Origin of the sequence: Polynucleobacter sphagniphilus (assembly GCF_029892205.1) — a bacterium.
Taxonomy (GTDB): Bacteria; Pseudomonadota; Gammaproteobacteria; order Burkholderiales; family Burkholderiaceae; genus Polynucleobacter; species Polynucleobacter sphagniphilus.
In genome coordinates this window covers 1-23,125 of the sequence record NZ_JARXVX010000005.1, presented here as the reverse complement: position 1 = coordinate 23,125, position 23,125 = coordinate 1, and the positions used below count along the sequence as shown (strand labels likewise).

8 protein-coding genes are annotated in these 23,125 nt (G+C 45.5%); 5 read left to right on the top strand and 3 right to left on the bottom strand.

The window, feature by feature from the left end; genetic code table 11:
• Positions 1–3: 3 nt before the first annotated feature.
• On the bottom strand, positions 4–327 hold the full coding sequence (locus M2125_RS09610) for a hypothetical protein (RefSeq protein WP_216243030.1): 324 nt from the start codon (positions 325–327) through the stop codon (positions 4–6).
• Between the two features lie 192 nt (positions 328–519).
• On the opposite strand from M2125_RS09610, the gene M2125_RS09605 reads away from it, so the two are divergent.
• The 5 genes from M2125_RS09605 to M2125_RS09585 all read left to right on the top strand — a co-directional run bounded on the left by M2125_RS09605 (position 520) and on the right by M2125_RS09585 (position 20,409).
• On the top strand, positions 520–11,175 hold the full coding sequence (locus tag M2125_RS09605) for a YDG domain-containing protein (RefSeq protein ID WP_280742889.1): 10,656 nt from the start codon (positions 520–522) through the stop codon (positions 11,173–11,175).
• 398 nt (positions 11,176–11,573) lie between these two features.
• Positions 11,574–16,829: a beta strand repeat-containing protein gene (locus M2125_RS09600; protein WP_280742888.1), complete on the top strand. Its 5,256-nt coding sequence runs from the start codon at positions 11,574–11,576 to the stop codon at positions 16,827–16,829.
• 129 nt (positions 16,830–16,958) lie between these two features.
• Positions 16,959–18,647, top strand: a complete 1,689-nt coding sequence (locus M2125_RS09595; protein WP_280742887.1) for a ShlB/FhaC/HecB family protein — start codon at positions 16,959–16,961, stop codon at positions 18,645–18,647.
• 84 nt (positions 18,648–18,731) lie between these two features.
• Complete coding sequence (locus M2125_RS09590; RefSeq protein WP_280742886.1) at positions 18,732–19,808, top strand: S8 family serine peptidase; 1,077 nt, start codon at positions 18,732–18,734, stop codon at positions 19,806–19,808.
• 151 nt (positions 19,809–19,959) lie between these two features.
• On the top strand, positions 19,960–20,409 hold the full coding sequence (locus tag M2125_RS09585) for a hypothetical protein (RefSeq protein WP_280742885.1): 450 nt from the start codon (positions 19,960–19,962) through the stop codon (positions 20,407–20,409).
• A gap of 143 nt (positions 20,410–20,552) precedes the next feature.
• Here the strand turns inward: M2125_RS09585 and M2125_RS09580 are convergent, their stop codons facing one another.
• Both M2125_RS09580 and M2125_RS09575 read right to left on the bottom strand, forming a co-directional pair.
• Entirely contained in the window at positions 20,553–21,098 is a 546-nt protein-coding gene (locus M2125_RS09580) for a hypothetical protein (RefSeq protein ID WP_280742884.1), read from the bottom strand.
• A gap of 870 nt (positions 21,099–21,968) precedes the next feature.
• The gene (locus M2125_RS09575; RefSeq protein ID WP_280742883.1) at positions 21,969–22,601 is read right to left on the bottom strand and encodes a hypothetical protein; all 633 of its coding nucleotides are present in this window, start codon (positions 22,599–22,601) and stop codon (positions 21,969–21,971) included.
• Positions 22,602–23,125 lie beyond the last annotated feature (524 nt).

Sequence of the window (23,125 nt, the reverse complement as noted above, 5' to 3'; positions counted from 1 at the left end):
CATTCAATCGTTTTGTTTGGGGCGCTCTAAATCATCTGCCGCCTGTCTGGCTATTATTTGTGCGCCTACTTGCGCCGCTTTAGAAAAATGCTGAATTACAAGGTTGCGCAGTTCATCAATTTGTGTCAACGCATATTGAACATCAGGAAAAATCGCGGGCAATTGCAAAAGCTTGCCGTCTTCTGTCATAAAAGAAGTTTGTACTGCTATTCCAGAAGCGGTCGTTTCTACCAGGAAGATGCTACGCCCCCGGAGGGTCTCATTTGAGGGGTCGGAAGCCTCTTCTTTGATTGCCTGCATAGGTAAATCGTTGTTGTTTTCACTCACGGCACATCCTTTCAAATTCAATTTTGATATTAGCTCTTAGGTGTACACCTTCATAAGACCGCAAGCTAAATCATCTCCATAAGACTCTCTTTTTAACAAAATTGCCCCTTAAGAGGGAGGATTTACTCAATTTTTTGCAATATTTAACAATTCAGAGCGTCGTCTTTTGGGATAATAAGGGGTAAGCCCTATATGAATAAAAATTGCTACAAACTCATATATTCCAAGCGCCACAATAAAATTATTGCGGTAGGGGAGAACGCGTCTAGCATATCCCATTCTGGAGCCAGAAATCAATCTAAACGAGGCATCGTTTCCCATATTTCTTATGTTGCTAGGTTATCTGTTTGTTCGTTTGCCGCATTAATTGCATTAGATGGGCATGGCTCTGCATTTGCTGCCCCTGCCGTAAACGCCCTGCCTACAGGTGCTTCGGTCGCCGCGGGTAAGGTAGCCATTAGCCAATCAGGCAATACGCTCACCGTGAACCAGACCACCAATCAAGCGATTGTGAACTGGAACTCTTTTAACATTGGCGCCAATGCCAAAGTGAACATTGTTCAGCCTAACGCCAGTAGCGTGCAGTTGGACCGTGTAACTGGTAACAACCCTTCTCAAATCTTTGGACAGTTAACTTCCAATGGCCAAGTCATCTTGGTTAACCCAAATGGTATTGTCTTTGGTAAAGATGGTTCTGTGAGTGCTTCATCCTTTACTGCTTCTACTCTAGGCATTAGTGATGCAGACTTTTTGGCCGGCAACTATCGCTACACTCGTGATGGTGCTACTGGAACCATTGAAAACAATGGCTCATTACAATCATCTAGCGGTGGCTATGTAGCCCTCCTTGGCGCGCAAGTCACCAACAACGGTAAGATCATCGCCCCACAAGGCACCGCCTATTTAGGTGCGGCCGAAGCGATTACTGTACCTTTGTCTAGCAGTGGCAAGATCAAATTAGAGCTCTCTCCAGCAGCAATCAATACAGCAGTGACTAACTCGAGTACCGGTACGATTGTTGCCGAGGGCGGTCAGGTCTATCTACAAGCTTCTGCGCTTAATGATGTGGCGGCAACGGCGGTGAGCTCAGTCACCAACTCGGGAGCAATCGATGTATCAGGAGCGCAGGCCGGTAATGTCGCCATACTGACAGATCACGGCAACATTAAAGTCGATGGTTCCATTATCGCCAATAGCACCAATCCCAATAACGCTGGCGGCAATATCATTATTGGCCGCGATACCCAATCAGGCATCCTTTCAGCCACAACCGATGTCAGCGGCGCTACCTTACAAGCCAAGGGCGGTTTTATAGAAACCTCCGGTGAATATCTAAAGACTGATGGCGTTCAGATCACCGCAAAAGATTGGCTCTTAGATCCCAATAATGTGGAGATTAATACCACCTCTACTGCTAATACGCCGGGTGACTCGGTTGTTAAAGCGGGTGATATTAGTACGGCTTTGGGATTTGGTACAAGCGTGACCATTGCGACAGGTGGTAGCGGTCAAGTCTCAAGCGCAACCGGTATTGGCGGTACTGGCACTATCAGTCAAGCCACCGTTGGAACTGGCAACACCTCCGATGGCAATATTTTGGTGAACTCGGCAATCACAAGCACTTATAACGGCTCATCTATTCCAACGCTAACCTTAACTGCCAATAACGGTATTACAGTTGGTGCTGGTATAGGCATTACCGGCGCTGGTACTGGGTTTAATGTTTCCATGACAGCCAATGGCTTAGGAACCACTAGCCAGGGCATTATCTTAAATAGCGCAATCAATGCGGGTACTGGCACCGTTAGCTTAACGGGTGCAACAACGAATGCCACCTCTAACGGTATTGCGTTTAATAATGGCTCTGGCATCACTGCAAGCGCCTATACCGCCACTGGCAATATGAACGCTACCAGTGGTGGTTCTGAGGGGGGTGCAAATGGTGCCGGTGTTATGTTTAGAGGCACTACCTCATTTAGCTCTACGGGTACAAGCTCGATTACGGGTAGCACGCAATCTAGCACAGCTGATGGCGTAGAGTTTTATAGCTCTACTAACACCACATTTAATGCCGGAGCCGGCTCCTTAGTCGTGTCAAGCGGCTCGAATAATATAGGCATTCAGGGTGTTCGGTTTGGTTATGGCGGTGGCGCCACGATGAACACCTCGGGTAATGTCACCATCGGATCTACTGGTAATAACTATGCCAAATTTCAGGTTCAAGGCACTATCAATGCTAGCTCAGGTACTCTGAGTTTAATGGGCCAGTCTAATACTGGCGATGGCGTTTATTTTCAAGATGGTGGTGGCGTAGCCCCTCAAGTGCTGGCAACTAATGCCGCAAACATTAGCGTGACCGGAGTTTCCACAAATGCAAACACTGGCAATGGTATTGAATTAAATCTGACCGGCGTGTTGACCAAAATGACTACCAACACCGGTAGCATTACGATGAATGGTACTGCATCGGGCAGCGGTAATGGTAGCGGTATTACTTTCCAGAATGCGGGGGCGACATCGAATGTCACTAGTACTGGTGGCGGCGCCATTTCATTAACCGGAACGGTTGGCAGCGGCGCAGGAAATGGCGTTTCTCTTTATTCTGGCATTTCTACAACTGGCAGCATCACTGTCAATGGCACCACATCCGGAACAGGATATGCCATCACTGCCACCAATCCGCTCAAGGGTACTAATATCACCTTAAGCGCTACTCCAACAGTGAACACGGGCTCAGCGATCTACATTAATGGCACTTCTACTACTGCTGCCCCTTTAATAACTGCCACCACTGGTAATGTCTTAATCAAGACGACCCAAGGCCAAATTAATATTTCTGATGGTTCGACAACGGCCAGTACGCCCACTATCAAGGGCACTAATGTCACCATTGATAATACGGGTGGTGCCATCGATCCCACAACGGGCGCTATCACGATTGGCAGCGGCTACGCACAAACTTCTAGGGGCCTTCTGTTTCAGGATGGCAACAGCAATAGTGGTGTTGGCGGCGGCATTAGCGCAACAGGCAATATTAATATTGCCGCGCAATCAAACTCCACTACAACATCGTCATTAGAGCTAGCAGGGCCCATTGCGGCAACGGGGGCTGTGAACTTTTATGGAGCCCAAACCGGCTTAGCTACCAATAACAATGGTATTTATTTGTATGCAAACGCCAATATTTCTGGATCAACGGTTGCGATGACTGGTGTGGCTGGAACGGCGGGCGGTGCTGGAATTTATATCAATAACAACGTAGCGATTACGGGCAATGCAACGACAGGCACTGCGGTTTCCTTAACTGGCACTGCCAAAGCTGCCGGGGTTACAGGTATTCAAACTGGTAGTAGTTCAGTTATTGAGGGCTACTCGGACGTGACTCTGACGGGTATTAATACGGCCGCCCCTACTGCAGCGCCATTAAATCTGGCAGGCACAATCATTGGGGCCTCTGGTAAGAGTATTAATTTAACGGGCGGCACAACTGGCGCTGGTGGCATTACAACAAACGGTGCAGCGGTGAAGTTTTCTAATCCGTACTCCTTGCAAAACTCGTATTCAGGTGTGATTGCTAATGGAACGGGTACTGGTACTGGCACAGTGGAAAATAACCAAGGTACTCAAACCTTGACAGGTACTAGCACCTACAGTGGCGGCACCAATGTCAATGCTGGTACTTTGCAAGTAGGCGATGCCTCTACAGTCGGTACATTGGGGCCAGGCACTATTAATATCGCTAGTGGTGCTACCTTAAATTACTTTGTAAAAGCTGGCGCATCTACTCTTTACAACATCAACAATACGATCACTGGCACTGGCACCCTGCAAAAAACCGGCACAGGGACTCTAAACTGGGGAAGTGGCGCAGCTACTTTTGAAATGAGTGGAGGCTTGATTGATGTGCAGGCCGGAACCTTTATTGGTAGCTCAGGTGCAAATGAGGTTTGGACTAGCAATAAATCATCATTGAATATTGCGTCAGGGGCAAACTTTAGCGGCGTTGAGGGCGTAATTTATGTTGATGCTCTAACCGGTAGCGGCACTTTGATGTCTGGTAATGGCGGGGCGACACCGAATATTATTGTCGGCGTTAATGGCACGGCTGCTGGCACTACCAATAATGTGACGGGTGTTGCCTACAATAGCGCGGGCACAGCCACATTCTCGGGCGTCATTGCTGATCAAACGGGCGCTTCTACCGGCCCCGCGAACATCACTAAAACTGGCAGTGGTACCCAAATACTCACAGGCACCAATACCTACACTGGCACAACCACCGTTAGTGGTGGAACACTCCAAGTGGGCGCAAGTAGTACAAGCGGCACCACCGGTACATTAGGAACTGGTGCAGTGACATTGAGCGGCGGCTCAACCTTAAGCTATCAGCGCGCTGCTAATACAACGATTAATAATGTGATTACTGGCACTGGCAATGTGATTGCTAATATCACGGGAACATTGACTGATAGCAGCGCCATTAACTTAACTTCTGGCTCTGTCAATTTAAGCGCAACTGGTAATGTTCTTTTGAGCGCAAACATCGGAGCCTCTAGTGGTGTTTCCGTAACTGCTGGTAGCATCACTGGCACTGGTGCTGGCGCCTCATCAACCTCTACTTTGACTTCTGCTGCCAACACATCCATAACCAATACTGGTACTGGCGGCATCACTCTTGCCACAACTGGCACCGGAAACTTAACTACTGCCAACATCGTCGATAGTGGGTCTGGCAATGTCAATATCATTGCCGGCAGTGCTTTATTAGCAGGCAATACCTCTGGCAATGTCTTAACTACCAATACTACTAGCCCTGTAACGCTTGGTTCTGGAGATAATCTGTACGTTTACTCTGGGTCAGAATCTGCTACAGGTAGTCTCTCGATATTAAATAGTAGTTTTAGCACTCTTAATCTTGCTAACTCTGGTTTGAGTGTTAATGCTCTAAATTACACTGCTTACGGCACTAGTGCAAATCCCAATACGATTAGTGGTGGTGGCACTGCGCAGGTTATGTTTAGAGATATTACTGCGCCAACTTACAATTTGACGCTAGCTAATCTAAGCAAGGTGTATGGCGCCAGTGATCCAACATTAACTACCTCGGCACTGCAGTCCGCTTACACAGCGGCTGGTGGTTCAACTAACATTACTGGAAACGTTGGTGGCGGTGCAAATACTTTCGCAGAACTTGCCTCAACTGCTATTTCTGGATTAAATTTATCTGGCGCCGCCCGTAGCGGCTATGGCACCTTAGCTGGTGAGCAGGTGGGTACATATGCTTATAGTGGCATCACTGGTACCAATCTTAGTATTACTGCGCCTAGTTTAGGCATCACTAAAGCCACACTTTATGTGACCGCTAATGCAATTAATTCGACTTACAACGGCACATCAAGCTATAACTCTTTAGCCGGTTATTCCACTTCTGGTTTGGTATCTAGCGTGGATGGTGTTACCACGGGCGATGCTGTAAATTCCGTTACAACGGCATTTAATAGTGGAAGCATTGTCGGCTCTGGTATTGCCCAGGCAGGCTCATTTACACAAACATTGAGCTTAGCAACGGGTACTGGCTTAAGTAACTACAACATTAATTATGTTGGCGTTACCGGAAATGTTGCCAAGGCTAATCTGACCTTTACTGGCAACTCTACCAATTCAGTGGTGTATAGCGGTAATACCCAAACAAATACTTACTCTGTCTCCACTAATAGCGGTATCGTCAATAGTACCAATGCACTTGGTACAGACGTATTAAACGTGAGTGGTATGGCTACCGGTCGAAATGTGGTGACGGGCGGTGTTGCTGATAATTTAAGCGTGACAGGCTCTGCGGCAACTTTAGCCAATTACACTATTTCGACAACTAACGGCAAGCTCTTAATTACCCCAGCAACATTAACAATTAATGCCGTAAGTGATAGCAAGACCTACGATGGCAGCACAGCATCCTCCGGGGTCGCAACGTATAGTACGAGCGCAGGCAATGGCTCATTGCTGGGCACAACAGATACGCTTACTGGCGTGACGCAAACATTTGCCTCTAAAAATGTTCTTGGCACCAATAGCTCAACCCTTGGCATAGCGAGCTACACAGTAAACGATGGCAATAATGGCAACAACTATAGCGTTGTTACACATACCGCTTTTGGAACTATTACACCGGCAGTGTTAACGGCATCTTTAGTCGGTTCAGTATCTAAAACTTATGATGGCGGAACTACTGCGACTATCGGTACTGGCAATATTGCGCTTAGCGGGGTTGTTTCTGGTGAGTCCGTTAATGTTGCCAATACTACGGGTGTTGTCGGCACTTATGCCAGCGCTAATGTGCTCGATAACCTTGCTGGCTCTGGCTCAGTAACGGCTATCAATTTAAGTTCTAGCAATCTTAATGCAGGCACCAATACACTTTTAAGTAATTATGTTCTGTCAGGCGCTTCCTCATCTATTACCGCCAATGTTGGCACGATTACGCCTAAGGCGTTAACACTCAATGGCTTAACGGTTGCTGATAAGGTGTACGACGCAACTACGACTGCTACAGTAAATAATCCAGGTAGCCTTAGTGGCGTTGTTGGGGTTGATGTCGTGTCTGTTAATGGCGTTGCAGCCAGTTTTGCAGATGCAAATGCCGGCATTAATAAGTCTGTTTTGGTTTCTTCTAGCGGATTAACGGGCTCATCTGCTTCAAACTATTCGCTAAATGCGTTGGCCAACACTACTGCAGCCATTACGGCTGCGCCTCTGAGTGTTAGTGGAGTTGCTGGTGTCGAGCGTAATTACACAGGATTAACTAATGTTGCATTAGACACTAGTAATGCAAGTATTTCCGGGCTCAAAGGTAGTGATAGCTTTAGTTTGGTTGCGGGCTCTGGTAACTATTTAGATCCGAATGCTGGTACTGGAAAAACCCTCAATATCACTGGGCAGTCTTTAACTCCGGTAGGATCTACGCTAGCATCGAACTACAGTATTACCTATCAAACAAGCGCATTAGGCACTGTTGATAAGACCCCCATTACCGCCACATTAAATAATGTCACCACTACTTATGGCGCAGTAGCGCCATTGACATATAGCGTGAACGGACTTGTTAATAATGAAACCGCCTCAACCGCAGGCATTTCCATTACTGGTCTTAGTTCTACTGGATATACCGGTACATCGACTACGAATAATGTAGGCTCGTACGCCATTACAGCATCCTCAGTGCAAGGACAGAATTATCAAAACTACACTCTTTCAGCGATTACTCCTGGAACATTGGCAATTACTCCGGCGACGCTGACTTTTACAGCTGGCGGCAATTCTAAAATTGTTACTCAAGCTGATCCTACCTTGTCTTACGCGACTAGCGGATTGGTCAATGGCGATTCTGCAAGTGTGATCACCTCCGGCCCAACCTTGACACGCGCAGCTGGTGAAACCGCAGGTACTTATGCCATCTCCATGTCGGGTGGCGCAGCTGGTAGCAACTATATTATTGCAAACGTAGTGCCAAGCACTTCTACTTTTCAGATTCTGGGCGCATCCGCTTTATTAATCACCATGAACAGTGCAACAACCACCTACGGCACTTTGGGTACACCCACCATTGCGTCTGTTCAGTATTTAGACGGCAACAACAATGTCATTAAAAATCTTACCAATACTGGTGGTACTACTTGGTCCGATGGCGTTGGTGGCACCATTTCGATTAATCCAAGCTTGCAAAATGTAACGGTTAATTCCGGCGTAGGTTCATATGCTTATGCGGTATCCGCTTTAAATAGCGGCACAGCTACAAGTTCTGGTAACTTTAATCTGGTTAGAACACAAACAGGCACCTATACAGTTGATCCAGCTTCTTTGCTCGTTACTGCTAATAACGCATCTCGTATTTATGACGGCTCTACCTATACAACACCGAGCGCAACCGTTACTGGCTTAATGAATGGTGAAACCGTAGCAGGTTTAGGCGGGCTTACTTATACTGGTAGCGCCATCAATAGTCGTGATGTGGGTACATACTCAATTAACGCGATTGCAACAACGCCGAGCAACTTTAGTAACTATTCCATTACCTATCAATCAGGCACTTTAACCACTTCACAGGCTTTATTAAGTCTTTCTGGCTTAACGGTTGCGAATAAAGTTTATGACGGCTCTACGGCCGCCTCTTTATCTAGTCTTGGAACCTTATCGGGTATTGTGTCTGGCGACAATGTGAATTTGGTTGCTGGCGCTGCAAGCTTTGTGGATTCCAATGCGGGTGTTAACAAAACAGTTAATCTCACGTCACTTGGATTAACCGGTACAAATGCTGGTAACTACACCTTAGTAAATTCTTCGGGTGTCGGTCCAAGCCTTTCTTACACAGCAACCATTACGCCTAAAACGATTACTGCTACTGGTGTCACTGCTAATGATAAAACGTATGACACTACTGCAGGTGCAACGCTCAATACCAGCGGCATTACTTTAAATGGAGTTTTATCAACCGATAACAACCTGGTGTCGGCAACTACTGCTGGTTTGACAGGCACATTTGCCGATGCTAACGCTGGCTCTAATAAGAGCGTTTCGATTACGGGATATGGGTTGACTGGTCAAGCGGCTGGCAACTATCAACTTGCTAACAACTACACCACTACCACCACGGCTAATATTGCTCAAGCCAATGCGTATGTAACAACCGCCAGCTCATTAACTGGTAACACTTATAACGGCTCAACTTATTCACTTGCTGCTCCAGTAATTAGTGGTGTATATACGAGCGATAGCGCTAATGTTGGCACATCACAAATTAATAATTCTGGGATTAATGCTGGCAGCTATACCACTACGACTACATTGACAGGCAACGCAACGACGCTCAATAACTATAACTTCCATGTGACAGAAGGCACATTGGTGATTGATAAAGCTAATCTCACTGTTAGTGCGGTCCAGGGTTTAAATCTTGTCTTTAATGGCCAAACTCAAAACCAAACCGATAACATTGTTGGCTTAGTTTCTGGCGATAACATCACAGTTAATGGTTTGGTGTCACAGCGTAATGCTGGTAACTACAACTCGAACCTATCTTTATCTGGCAGCAGCACTACATTAAATAATTACAATGTGACTTTAAATGATGCAAGCTTTAACATTGCCAAGGCGCAGATTACAGCCAATACTGCCTCATCTAATGTCACCTACGATGGCTCAACACAGAGCTTATTGAGCCCGACAGTCAATGGCATCATTAGCGGTACGAATGTTCAAGTAGCTCAAACAGGTACGAGTCTGAAAAATGTAGGCTCCACTACTAGCTCAACCACCTTAACGGGTGTCGATGCGAATAACTATGCATTAACTGCTGCTGAGGGTACTCTGACTGTTGGGCAGGCTAATGTTGGAGTCACCATTAATAGTGCTTCAACCACATACAATGGCCTTACCCAATCATCTAGTGGTTACTCTGTTACCTCTGGACAAGTATTTGGCTCTGATAATCTAGGAATTACTGGTGACTTGATTAGCGCGCGCAACGCAGGAAGCTACACCAGCAATGCAACTGCTTCCAATTCGAATTACGCGATTACGATTAATCAGGGTTCACTTGTCATCAATCAAGCCAACTTAACCGTATCCGCTAACACTGGTACTGGATTAGTATTTAATGGTCAAACTCAAAATCAAACTAACACAACGACCGGTTTAGTTGGTGGTGATGTCTTAAGTATTAATGGTCTTGTGTCTGCGCGTAACGCTGGCAATTACACGTCTAATTTGTCGCTTGCAGGCACTGATCCAACTACTCTGGGTAATTACAACATTACATTAAATAATGCTAGCTTTAACATTGCGCAAGCTCCAATTACAGCCAATACCGCATCATCTTCAGTCGTATACAACGGTAGTGCTCAAAGCCTAGCTAACCCAATAATTAGTGGCGTCATCTCGGGCACCAATGTTCAAGTAGCTCAAACAGGTAACTCACTAAGAAATGTTGGCTCTACAACGAGTGCAACCTCATTAACTGGGTCTGATGCTGCCAATTACCTGTTAACCGCGACGGAAGGCACTTTAACTATTGCTCCGGCAAGCTTAATCATCAAAGCTGCTGCAGATACAAAAGTGTACGACGGATCAAATGTATCCTCTGTGCCGGTTGTTTTTAACGGATTGCAAGGTTCAGATTCGGCTAGTGCTACACAAGTATTTAATAGCCCTAATGTCCTTGGTACAAATACGACTCTGGTTAGTTCTTATACCGTCAATGATGGAAACTCTGGAAATAATTATCAGGTAAGCACGCAAACTGGGTCAGGTTCAATTACGCCTGCACCAGTGGTGATTTCTGGTATTACAGCTGCAAATAAAGTTTATGACGGTACCACTTTGGCGACTCTAAATACTTCTGGCATGGTGACTGCTGGAGTCGTTTCTGGCCAGGCGATTAATACTGCAGCGACAGGGGCTTTTGACAGCCCTTCAGTAGGCAATGGTAAGACCGTTAACCTATCCTTGGTTAATACGGCCGGTATTAATACAGATTTAACCAACTACAACATCAGCAATCAATCTACAACAACGGCTGATATTACTGCCAATAGTGCCCCGGTACCACCGCCATCACCCCTACCACCAAATATCAATCCAGTAAGCCCTACTGTTGTTCCATCAAGCACTCAATCAGCTAGCATTGGTGTTTCTTTTGGGTCTGCTTCTATAGAGGAGTCTAATATTTGCGGCACTAAACGAGCTTGTAATTGCGACGCGACGGGTACCGCCGGAGTAGAGATTTGCTATTCAATTGACGTCGATAGTGTTAAGCCAAAACTCCAGTTATCTAAGTTAGTTGGTGGCAAATGGTAAGCATTAATTTTCCTGATGCCCCAATGGTTGGGTCATCAGGAAGCAATAACTTTTGACCTGTGGAAAATATCGCTATTCCCTATCGGCTAAGTCGCGATGTCACAGTAACTTTGCAATTTGAAGAGCGCCCCATCCTGCGCCACCATATTGGCATTTGGCATCACACAGTCTTCGGTCTTTTCACTCGCAGCACATTCCTTCAAATTCAATTTTGATATTAGCCCTTAGGTGTACACCTAGTTAAAACTGCCATTAGCACCACCTTAAGAAACCACCTTAATTTATATTAATGATGTTTTTATTAAATTATTCTCATTAAGTGCATGGTTTTATTGAAAATTTAGCAAGATTTAACAATTTGATACGTAAATTTTAGGATAATAGCGGGTAAGCCCTATATGAATAAAAAATCCTACAAACTCATATATTCCAAGCGCCACAATAAAATTATTGCGGTGGGGGAGAACGCGTCTAGCGTCTCTCATTCTGGAGCCAGAAATCAATCTAAACGAGGCATCGTTTCCCATATTTCTTATGTTGCTAGGTTGTCTCTTTGCTCGTTTGCCGCATTAATTGCATTAGATGGGCATGGCTCTGCATTTGCTGCCCCTGCCGTCAACGCCCTTCCCACTGGCGCCTCCGTCGCCGCGGGTAAGGTAGCCATTAGTCAATCAGGCAATACGCTCACCGTGAACCAGACCACCAATCAAGCGATTGTGAACTGGAACTCTTTTAACATTGGCACTAACGCCAAAGTAGTCATCAATCAACCTAGCTCAAGCAGTGTTCAGCTTGATCGTGTAACTGGTAACAACCCTTCTCAAATCTTTGGACAGTTAACTTCCAATGGCCAAGTCATCTTGGTTAACCCAAATGGTATTGTCTTTGGTAAAGATGGTTCTGTGAGTGCTTCATCCTTTACTGCTTCTACTCTAGGCATTAGTGATGCAGACTTTTTGGCCGGCAACTATCGCTACACTCGTGATGGCTCTACTGGCACCATTGAAAACAATGGCTCATTACAATCATCTAGCGGTGGCTATGTAGCCCTCCTTGGCGCGCAAGTCACCAACAACGGTAAGATCATCGCCCCACAAGGCACCGCCTATTTAGGTGCGGCCGAAGCGATTACTGTGCCTTTGTCTAGCAGCGGCAAGATTAAGCTGGAGCTCTCACCTGCAGCGATCAACACAGCAGTGACCAACTCGAGTACCGGTACGATTGTGGCCGAGGGCGGTCAAGTGTTTATGCAAGCATCTGCGCTTAATGATGTGGCGGCAACGGCGGTGAGCTCAGTCACCAACTCGGGAGCAATCGATGTATCAGGAGCGCAGGCCGGTAATGTCGCCATACTGACAGATCACGGCAACATTAAAGTCGATGGCTCCATTACAGCCAATAGCACCAATCCCAATAACGCTGGCGGCAATATCATTATTGGCCGCGATACCCAATCAGGCATCCTTTCAGCCACAACCGATGTCAGCGGCGCTACCTTACAAGCCAAGGGCGGTTTTATAGAAACCTCCGGTGAATATCTAAAGACTGATGGCATTCAGATCACCGCAAAAGATTGGCTGCTAGATCCCAATAATGTGGAGATTAATACCAACTCTACTGCTAATACGGCGGGTGACTCAGTTGTTAAAGCAGGTGATATTAGTACAGCCTTAGGTAATGGCACGAGTGTGACGATTGCTACTGGAAGCGGCGCTGGATCTACTTCAAGCGCAACCGGTGTAGCGATCGCAGGATCAGGTGGTACACAAGCTGATGGCAATATTTTGGTGAACTCGGCTATTACCAATAGTTATACAGGCTCAACGAATATTCCAACGCTAACCTTAACTGCCAATAACGGCATTACAGTTGGCGCAAATATCGGCACCTCTGGATCTAATTTAAATGTCATTATGACAGCCAATGGCTTAGGAACCACTAGCCAGGGCATTATCTTAAATAGCGCAATCAATGCGGGTACTGGCACCGTTAGCTTAACGGGTGCAACAACGAATGCCACCTCCGACGGTGTTGCGTTTAATAACGGCTCTGGCATTACTGCTGGCACCTATACCGTTATTGGAAACATGAACGCTACCAGCGGTGGTTCTGAGGGGGGCGCAAATGGTGCCGGCATTATGTTTAGAGGCACTACCTCATTTACTTCCACGGGTACAAGCTCGATTACGGGTAGCACGCAGTCTGGCACGGCTGATGGCGTAGAGTTTTATAGCTCTACTAACACCACATTTAATGCTGGAGCCGGCTCCTTAGTCGTGTCAAGCGGCTCGAATAATATAGGCATTCAGGGTGTTCGGTTTGGTTATGGCGGTGGCGCCACGATGAACACCTCGGGTAATGTCACCATCGGATCTACTGGTAATAACTATGCCAAATTTCAGGTTCAAGGCACTATCAATGCTAGCTCAGGTACTCTGAGTTTAATGGGCCAGTCTAATACTGGCGATGGCGTTTATTTTCAAGATGGTGGCGGCGTAGCCCCTCAAGTGCTGGCAACTAATGCCGCAAACATTAGCGTGACCGGAGTTTCCACAAATGCAAACACTGGCAATGGTATTGAATTAAATTTGAACGGCGTATTATCCAAAATCACTACCAACACCGGTAGCATTACGATGAATGGTACTGAATTGGGCACCACCGGTAATGGTAGTGGTATTACTTTCCAGAATGTGGGGGCGACATCGAATGTCACCAGCACTGGTGGTGGCGCCATTTCATTAACCGGAACAGTCGGCACCGGCGCAGGAAATGGCGTTTCTCTTTATTCTGGTATTTCCACAACCGGTAGCATCACTGTCAATGGCACCTCATCCGGAACTGGATACGCCATCACTGCCACCAATCCGCTCAAGGGTACTAATATCACCTTAAGCGCTAACCCAACAGTGAACACGGGCACAGCGATCTACATTAATGGCACTTCTACTACTACTGCCCCTTTAATAACTGCCACCACTGGTAATGTCTTAATCAAGACAACCCAAGGCCAAATTAGTATTTATGATGGGTCGACAACGGCCAGTACGCCCACTATCAAAGGCGCTAATGTCACCATTGATAATACGGGCAGCACCAATATCGATCCCACAACAGGCGCTATTACAACGCCGGGCAGTGGCTACGCACAAACTTCTAGGGGCCTTCTGTTTCAGGATGGCAACAGCAATAGTGGTGTTGGCGGCGGCATTAGCGCAACGGGCAATATTAATATTGCCGCGCAATCAAACTCCACTACAACATCGTCATTAGAGCTGGCAGGGCCCATTGCGGCAACGGGGGCTGTGAACTTTTATGGAGCCCAAACCGGCTTAGCTACCAATAACAATGGTATTTATTTGTATGCAAACGCTAATATTTCTGGATCAACGGTTGCGATGACTGGTGTGGCTGGAACGGCGGGCGGTGCTGGAATTTATATCAATAACAACGTAGCGATTACTGGCAATGCAACGACAGGCACTGCGGTTTCCTTAACTGGCACTGCCAAAGCTGCCGGTGCTACAGGTATTCAGACGTTTGGCGGCTCAGTGATTAAGGGTTACTCGGATATCTCTTTAAAAGCCACTACTGCTGGATCAGGCATCACATTATGGGGCACCATTACTGGCATCAATAGTGCGACTGGCGTAGCCAATGTCGCAGTGGAATCAAATGGCGGCACTATTGCGGCTAATGGCGCAATCAGCGCTAACAATATTTCACTGGATAACACTAACGGTACGATTGATGCAACAAGCGGTGTAATCACGCGAGGTTCTGCTGGCCTAACATCGGGAGCACTTGGTGTTGGTGCATCTAATTTAAATGCAGCAAGCAATATTAATATTGCCGGCAATGGCGGGAATGTTGCATATCAAGGCGTAAGTCTTAGCCACTCTACCAATGGCATTACCGCAGGCAATGCCATTAATGTATATGGCTCAACTGGCTACTCACATGGAGTAGATATTAATAATGCGGCAATCACAGCAGGTGGCCCAATAACGATTACTGGCAATCAAACTGCTAATCAGGATTTAGGCGTCATTATTTGGCAGGGCAGCACTATTACTGCTAATGGTGGTAGCTACGCTGCCGGAGCTGATGCAATTAAGATTGCTGGATCGGGCACAAGGGGCGTTGTTATTAATAGTGCCTCTATTATCAATAACTCCAACGGCGGTAATACTATGATCAGCGGGACTGGTGGTGGTAGTGCCAATACACAGCTAGATAATGGCACGGTCATTACCAATGCCATTAGTGCTGGAGCAGTGCTAGTTAGTGCAAGTGGTGTCGATTCAAGCGGTGTTGGGACTACGATTGGTGCAGCCAATACAACTACGTACGGTAATTTGCCCGTTATTACTCAAAATAGTAATGCAGGTGTGGTTATCTCATCCCAATATGGCAATGTTGCCCCACCAAAAATTATTAACAACGGCAATGGCGATGTTGTTATAGCTGCTGGCACGGGATTTACAGCAGGCAATGGGCTATCTGCCAACATTACTGCGCCAGCCGGCTCGACAAGCTCCGCTTTAAATCCGGTAATCAATAGCGGCACCGGTAAGGTATATCTATATTCTGGATCAACAACTGCGACTGGAAATTTAAGCGGTCTGAACGTAGGTTTTAATAACTTGTCTTTGGTGGGCTCTGGTGTCGCCCCTAATGCCCAATTAAGTACGGCTTACTCAGTAGGCGGTACAGTCACTGGATCAACCTCCAATACGCAGGTCATGTTTAGAGATGCTACTGCGCCATCTTATTCATTGACATTGAATAATATTTCTCAGGTGTATAACGGCGCAGCCGGACCATCAGGCGCAGCATTGATATCGGCGCTAAGCTCGGCATACTCTGGCTCTGCTAATTTATCGACCACGTTAGGAAATAACGCTTTCTCAATGTCAGCCCAAACGGCTTTCGGAAATCTGAATGTAGCCTCTGCGTCCGTAAATAGCGGAAACGTTTTAAATGTAACTGGCGGGACGCCATATACTTATGGCGGCATTAGTGGCTATACCGATGCGAGTGGCACTGTTAGCTTATCGGCGCAGCCAAACATAGCCGTGACACCGGCGCCCCTTGGTGTTGCAATTAATGCGACTTATCAAGGCCTTGGCACAACCATTAATGGCGCAAGTAACATTACGCTATATGGCTTGGTTGGGCGGGATTTAAATGGCACAGCCAGCAGCGTTACTTTAAACACTGCAGGTAATGTAACTACTGGCAGTAGCAATACAGTAACTAGTATTGTTCCTACTAGCGGATGGTTGTTTAGCAATTACGTATTGAATGCGGCAGCAACTTCAGCGACGGCAACCGCAGGCAGCACAGGTGGCTCGAACATCAATACTGGCGGCACTAATAGTGTTGTTATTGCTGTCAATAGCGCCCCGCTACCACTACCACCTAATGTCAATCCAGTAAGTCCTACTGTCATTCCGTCGAGCACTCAATCAGCTGGCCTTGGTGTTTCTTTTGGACCTGCCTCTATAGAGGAGTCTGATATTTGCAGCACTAAACGGTCTTGCAATTGTGATGCGACGGATACTGCCGGGGTAGAGATTTGCTATTCAATTGACGTCGATAGTGTTAAGCCAAAAATCCAGATATCTAAGTTAATTGGTGGTAAATGGTAGGCATCAATTTTCCTTATGTCCCAAGGATTGGGGCATAAGCAAGAAGCACCTCTTCTTATAGAAAATATCGCTATGCCCTATCGGCTAAGTCGCGATGTATATCAATATAAATATTTTTCATGGCCCCGTATGACAAAAAATCAATTCATTAAATTGCGTAAGAATTCCAAAATTAACCAAGCCTTAATATATTTGGGTGTAATGCTTCTTTGTCCGCTGTTAGCTTTTGGTCAAAGCGCTCCGGCCGTGGAGCCCAACCCAGCAGCAGCCTTGAAAAACATTCAAGATAATTCGACTTTACCGCCCTTAAAAGATCAAACCAAGAGCTTGCCTGAAGTCCAAAAAATCGATTCGAAGATTTATATCGATCAATTAATCGGGGTGAGTGTAAACAACGACCTAATTAAAGATGAGATTTTGCAGTATTGGGCGCCATCTATTGGAAAGTCTGTCACAAATCAAGATATTGCCAACTTCAAAGAATGGGCTTGGCAAAAATTTGGTCAGGCCGGTTACTTTGCATTCCTGCACACAGAAATCCTTAAGGAGGATGGGGGGCAAAGGCTGGTGATCAAGATTTCTTTACCAAAGGTTAAGGAAATTAAGATTTACTCAAAAGACAAGTCTTTGGCAGAAAAATATTCTGGGCAGATTATTAGGCGTATTGGGGATAGCGGCGTGCCAGGGCAAACAGTGGACACCCTTTCTTTAGAGCAGAAATTGGACAACATCAGCTTTGATTTGCCAATTTCATTGGACTTAAATATTCGTCCAGTAGATTCTGATCAGGTAATTCTGGTGGTTAATGTGGCCGAAAAGGAAAGTAACCCAGGCACTTTACGTTATGGCGCCGTTCAGGTAAATAATTATGGCCTTAGCCAGTACGGGAGAACCCAGGCTTTAGGCATCGCAGCTTTTAATGGATTTACACCTGACTCAACAGCTACTGTGATTGCTCAGGGGGCAGAGGGATTGGCTTACGGTCGAATGGAGTATGAGGCTCCAGTAGAAGAGCTCGCAGGGCGTGCTCGTATATTTGGGGAGTCTGTTTATAGTAGAACGATCTATGGTGGCAGTACTGCGACTCAGGGGCTTACTAGTAATTATGGCGTAGGACTAACTAATCTTTTGGGTTCTCAGAGAGATATGGTCTACAAGTCGTTTATTGATCTATCTCAGAGAAACACTTCCAGCAAGCTTCAGGCGAGCGGGCTGCAGATTAGTAGCATAGTTGATGATCAGGCTCGATTAAAGTTTGCTGCAGATAATGATAAGCTTGCAAGAGATAATATTCAGCATTATGAAATGACGATGGTTGATGGTACGGATAACAACAACGGCCGTTATTCATTTCTCTTGGTTGGGGCAAATTATCAGGGCAATCTAAATAGTACCGGCCTCGGCCTATATGCAAAGATGCGGGCTCAGGGAGCTCCCTCACGAAATCTAGATACCTATAACCGATTATCTCTGGGCGGTGTAAATGGAGTGCGTGCCTATACTACCCTTGATGGCATTGGGGACATGGGCGCAATGGGGTCTCTTGAAATTCGTCAGCAATACTTAGTTGATCATTTTGTAGGCGCGTTCTACGATGGCGGGATAGTAAAACAAAACCGCACTCCAGTTGCTGGACAATTTAACACCCCTTATGCATTGCAGGGTGTGGGGCTCTCTTTCGGCGGCTATGTAAAGGGAGTCAATTACAACGCCTCAGTTGCAAAGGCGATTGGCAGTTATGCTGCTTTTGTGCCTGGCGTTTATGAAACAAATCCAAATTCCTGGCGCTTTAATTTTGCGCTAACTTATCCAATCTAAAAAAAGTAAAGACTCTTGGCTTTCCTTCTTATGCACTATGACAGGTAAAATTAAGGTTGTTAGCTTAATTTGGTTCAATACCTTGTGCAAAGATTATTATTAGCCATATTGCTTTTTGCCGCGCCTTTCGTGTATGCGCAAGTAAGCCTTCCTTGGTATTTCGATGACCCGAAAACTAATGCTCAGGAGGCGGCGGCAATTAATGCCGAACAATTAGTGCGCTTTAGAGGCGTTGGCGAGGTAGTGGTTGCGTTAATTGATAGCGGACTGCGCAGCGATCATCCTAGTTTGCGTGGAAAAGTATTGCCCGGTGTCGATATGGTCTCTTCTGAGCGCAATCCCCGTGGGGATAGGAGTGAAAATTTTGCCCCTGACAATGAAAAAGACCTATGTCCCATAACTAAACGGGTTAATAACCCTGATGTTTTTAGCCATGGAACAGGTGTTGCCAGCGTCGTTGCAGGCAATGGAGAGCTGGGGGTTTTCGGAGTAAATTCCCGAGTAAAAATTCTTCCGATTAAGATTATGGGGGCCTGTCCAGCCAGTAGGCGTGATTTAATGGATGGCTTACGATGGGCTGCTGGCCTACATATTGATGGGGTAAAAGACAACCTACACCCAGCAAAAATAATAAATATCAGTATGGCAGGAGGAGAGGCGCGATGTGACCCCTCCCTGCAGGAATTGATTGATCAGCTGATTAAAAAAAATATCATCGTGATTAGCGCATCTGGCAACACCTTTGGGAAATCTGCTCTCGAGCCCGCTATTTGCGATGGAGTTATTGGTGTGGGGGCAGTAAACCCTGATAATTCAAATACATTCTATACGGCTGTAGATAGCCGTATCTTGCTATATGCTCCTGGGGGCGGCAGTCAGTCACCAACATATTCGATGGCCCTTAAAAATAAGATCAAAATTGCGGGCTATGATCCAAACACAAAGCAGCCAATTGGTAGAGATGGCGGGTTGGGGACAAGCTATTCGTCCGCTCTGGTAGCGGGCGTAATGGCAGAACTTGTCTTGCAAGACCCAAAGTTGAGCGCGCAAAGTGCTATATCGATAATTAAGCGACTCAATACCATGGAAGATGGTAGCGGTCGCCGCAACTTAAATTACGAGAGTCTTCTGACTTTGATAAGGGATGAAGCGGAGCTTTAAGAGCAATATTAAAGAATGTTAAATATTGATCTTTGGGGTTGAGGTTCGAATTACTTAAGTAAATAATTCGAGCATGCTCCAACCACGAACCCATCTGCCAAAATTTGTAAATCGCAATAAGGCCAGTCAATTATCCTGCATTAATTTTCGATTGATGCGATACGTCATCGCGATAACTTGTATCCTGATTAGCGGCATTCACCATGCCAATGCAATTGAGTTGCTTTGCTCAAGCTCTGAAAATTTATCCGCGTTAAGTAAAGATGAATTTTCTGTTGCTTTGGTAAAAGATGCACATATTTCTTTAGGAGATTTGCCGCAGCTGTTTTCGGCGTCTTACGAAAATGATGGGAGTGAAACAATTCGCGTATGCCTATTACCGCCAGAAAGCCCATCAACTGAATCATTATTATCCAGTCTGGGCGTTAGTCGAACTAGTTTTAAGGCTCTCCTTGCTAACAGCGATTCGATTAAAGATTCCCGGGAAATAAAGCTTGTAAGTTCAGAGTCTGAAATGTTTCAGTGTGTTGAGGGGGCCCATCCATCTATTGGTTACGCAGCCAGCTCAATAAATTCTCGGCGCGATTTAGGTTGCTATTAATTTAATATGTTCGCCTGAGGTTTTAATGGTTTGCTAAAGCTGGTTTAGTCAACATAGAATGAATCGGCACCATTATTTTTTGCTTATCTTTCCCCCTTATGAGGCCGATAAAGCTTCGGTAGATCTTAAGGCCCTGGCATGCATTAATCGGCAGCAACTAATTCAATTTCTTTGTTATTTACCTTGAGCAGTAGATTTTTTTGGAACGTAGCACCCTCAATTACCATTGCCTTAATGGCGCTTATGAGGCTATTGGGAACCGCAGCAAACTGTGTTCCTATGGGGATAATTTTTTTACTTTGCACCAGTGAATCATATAACTTGGAATCAATTTGGTATCCAAGTCGTTCCCCGGGGAAGCGAAAAGTTACCCGATCAATATTTGTTTGATTGTTAATTGATGCAACTACGCTCCCCTCATTTTGCTGAGTAAGATTGGCTATATTCGTAGTGAATCCTTCATCCTTTGCTGCTGAGTTTGTATTGTTTGAAGAATAAATTGGAAAAGCCCTCAGAGCCTGTTGTTGTAGGGCAGCAATTACTTGAGCTTGGCTAGTGTTGCTTATTTTTGTAGTCGGAACATTAATGCAGGGGGCTTGTGCCGCAGATGTTCCGCAGGCAAATGCCAATTCATAGTTTTGCAATAACAAGCAAGTAACAACAATAATTTTTAAGGGTTTAATGTACATATTGGCGAACTTATATTTGACTGTACAAAGATAATTCACTTAAGGTAATTTGAAAGTTAAATATTGTTAAGTTCAAAACCGTAGAGCGGTAATTTTTTTACCACCGCGCACTCTCTACCCCACCTGTTTTTAACTCTAACCCGCATCAAATTAAAGTAAATTACGCGACGTTTAAATGAGTTGCATACAGAGCTAAAAAGGCTGGAGGAAAATGTTGCACTTCGATTTGACACAATGAAACATGATCGATATCTTGAAAAAATAAATCTCTTGTAGATGCGATTTATAAAATTAAAAGTACCAGATAGTCTTTTGCCAGACTACTTCTCATTACGATTTGATATTGGCTATATGAGGTCACTGCAAAGGGACGGGCTCAATCACCCTGGGAAAACATTTATTAATTAAACACCCCTGAAATTAAAAACGATGGCGGCCAAAATGCATGCGATTGACACCCTTCCCCGAAAAGCTACAGTCTAATAATCCAGCCTTAGCGCCAATTAATCCATAAAAGAAAGGTATGGAACGATTTTGCGCCTGACTCTCTGCGAAGTGAATAACAACCGATGCTGATAGCGGTGGGTAGCCCTGTGGTTTCCTTGGCTATGGGGTGGCTTTTGTATTGCTCCAAAGGATTTAGCGATAGCTTTAACAATTTTTAACAAATAAAAATGTGTGGCGGGCTTAAAGTCTAAGCCTATGAATACTCTTTGGCTCTGCTTCATATCACTGGTTCTTTTGCTTATTCTGTCACTATCGGGAGCTTATTCTTGGCTTGAGTGCTCAGTCATAACTACTGCAACACTTACCTCTATTGGGTTTGCCATAAAAGACGCCCGTAAGCAAAAAATACGTAGCTAATTGAAATTAGATGTCTTTGTAAGACTTTGCTAAGGCAAGGCCATTTTCAAGCTGCTTGAGTCGAGTGCCAGGATATTCGCGAATAAAAGCCCGGTCACCAAAGTCACGAACGGAATCCGGAATAACAGACATCTTCACCACCCTGTTTTTGGCATTGACAATTTCTAAGGTGGTCCAGCCAGCGTCGCCAGTTACAAAGCCAATGGTGTAGCTGCTAGTCACTACCTCACTATTTTTAAACCCCCCAATACTTTTGTAATTAGATGAGACGATGCTTGTTGCCACGGGGTCAGGTTGGTCATCAATGTATAGGGCCGCGTAGTATTTGGCCGAGCTGATGTCGTAACCACTTTTATTAATCATTTTGGCTTTAATCTTTGGCTGGTCGCCAAAAAAGTCTTTAGCAATATAAAAGCTAGCGTCGCTTACGGTAATTAATCGTAATGTGGCGGCTTCTTTTTCCCAGGCATCAACATCTTGCTTGAGCGCTGGAATTTGCTCTTCACTAATCTTTATTTGTTTTTTTACCTCCGCCCTAATAATTTCTTTAGGACTTGCGCCCGCGTATTCCTTGTTAAGGCGAGCTAGATCAAAATCTTGTACCGCCCAATTAAATGCCTCTTGTTCGTGAGGGCTCATCTTTTCCCAAGCAACATCAAGTGATGCTTTATAGGTTTGAGCATCTTTATTGGTAACAAGAGAGTGGTTGCTGCCCTCTCCGCATGCGGATAGTAGCAGTGACAGGCTTGAGAAAATTAACCCCAGAGAAAATCTTTTAATGGCTTGGATATTCATAATTTAGCTTGTAATTATTTAAAAACGATATGACATCCCACCCATATAAGTGTTTGCACTGTTCATAAACCCTGCGGTACTAAAATGGGTGTAATCGACGGTGAGATCCATATTTTTATAAAGTGCATACTTTGCACCCACCCCAGATGTGAGAGCAAAGCCGTTTGATGAGCCAATCAGCGCGGAAGAGGATGTGCTTAAGTAAGCGCCGCCTAGTTTTGCAATGAATTGGAGCTCAGGGATTGGCTTGACTCGAAACAGGAAGCTCTCAAGCCTTTTACTAATCGCCAGTTAACTTTGGATCAAATCAAAGAGGCTGGAGATGCATTAACTAATCTTTACGCTCAGATGGGAAGAATGGCCCAAGC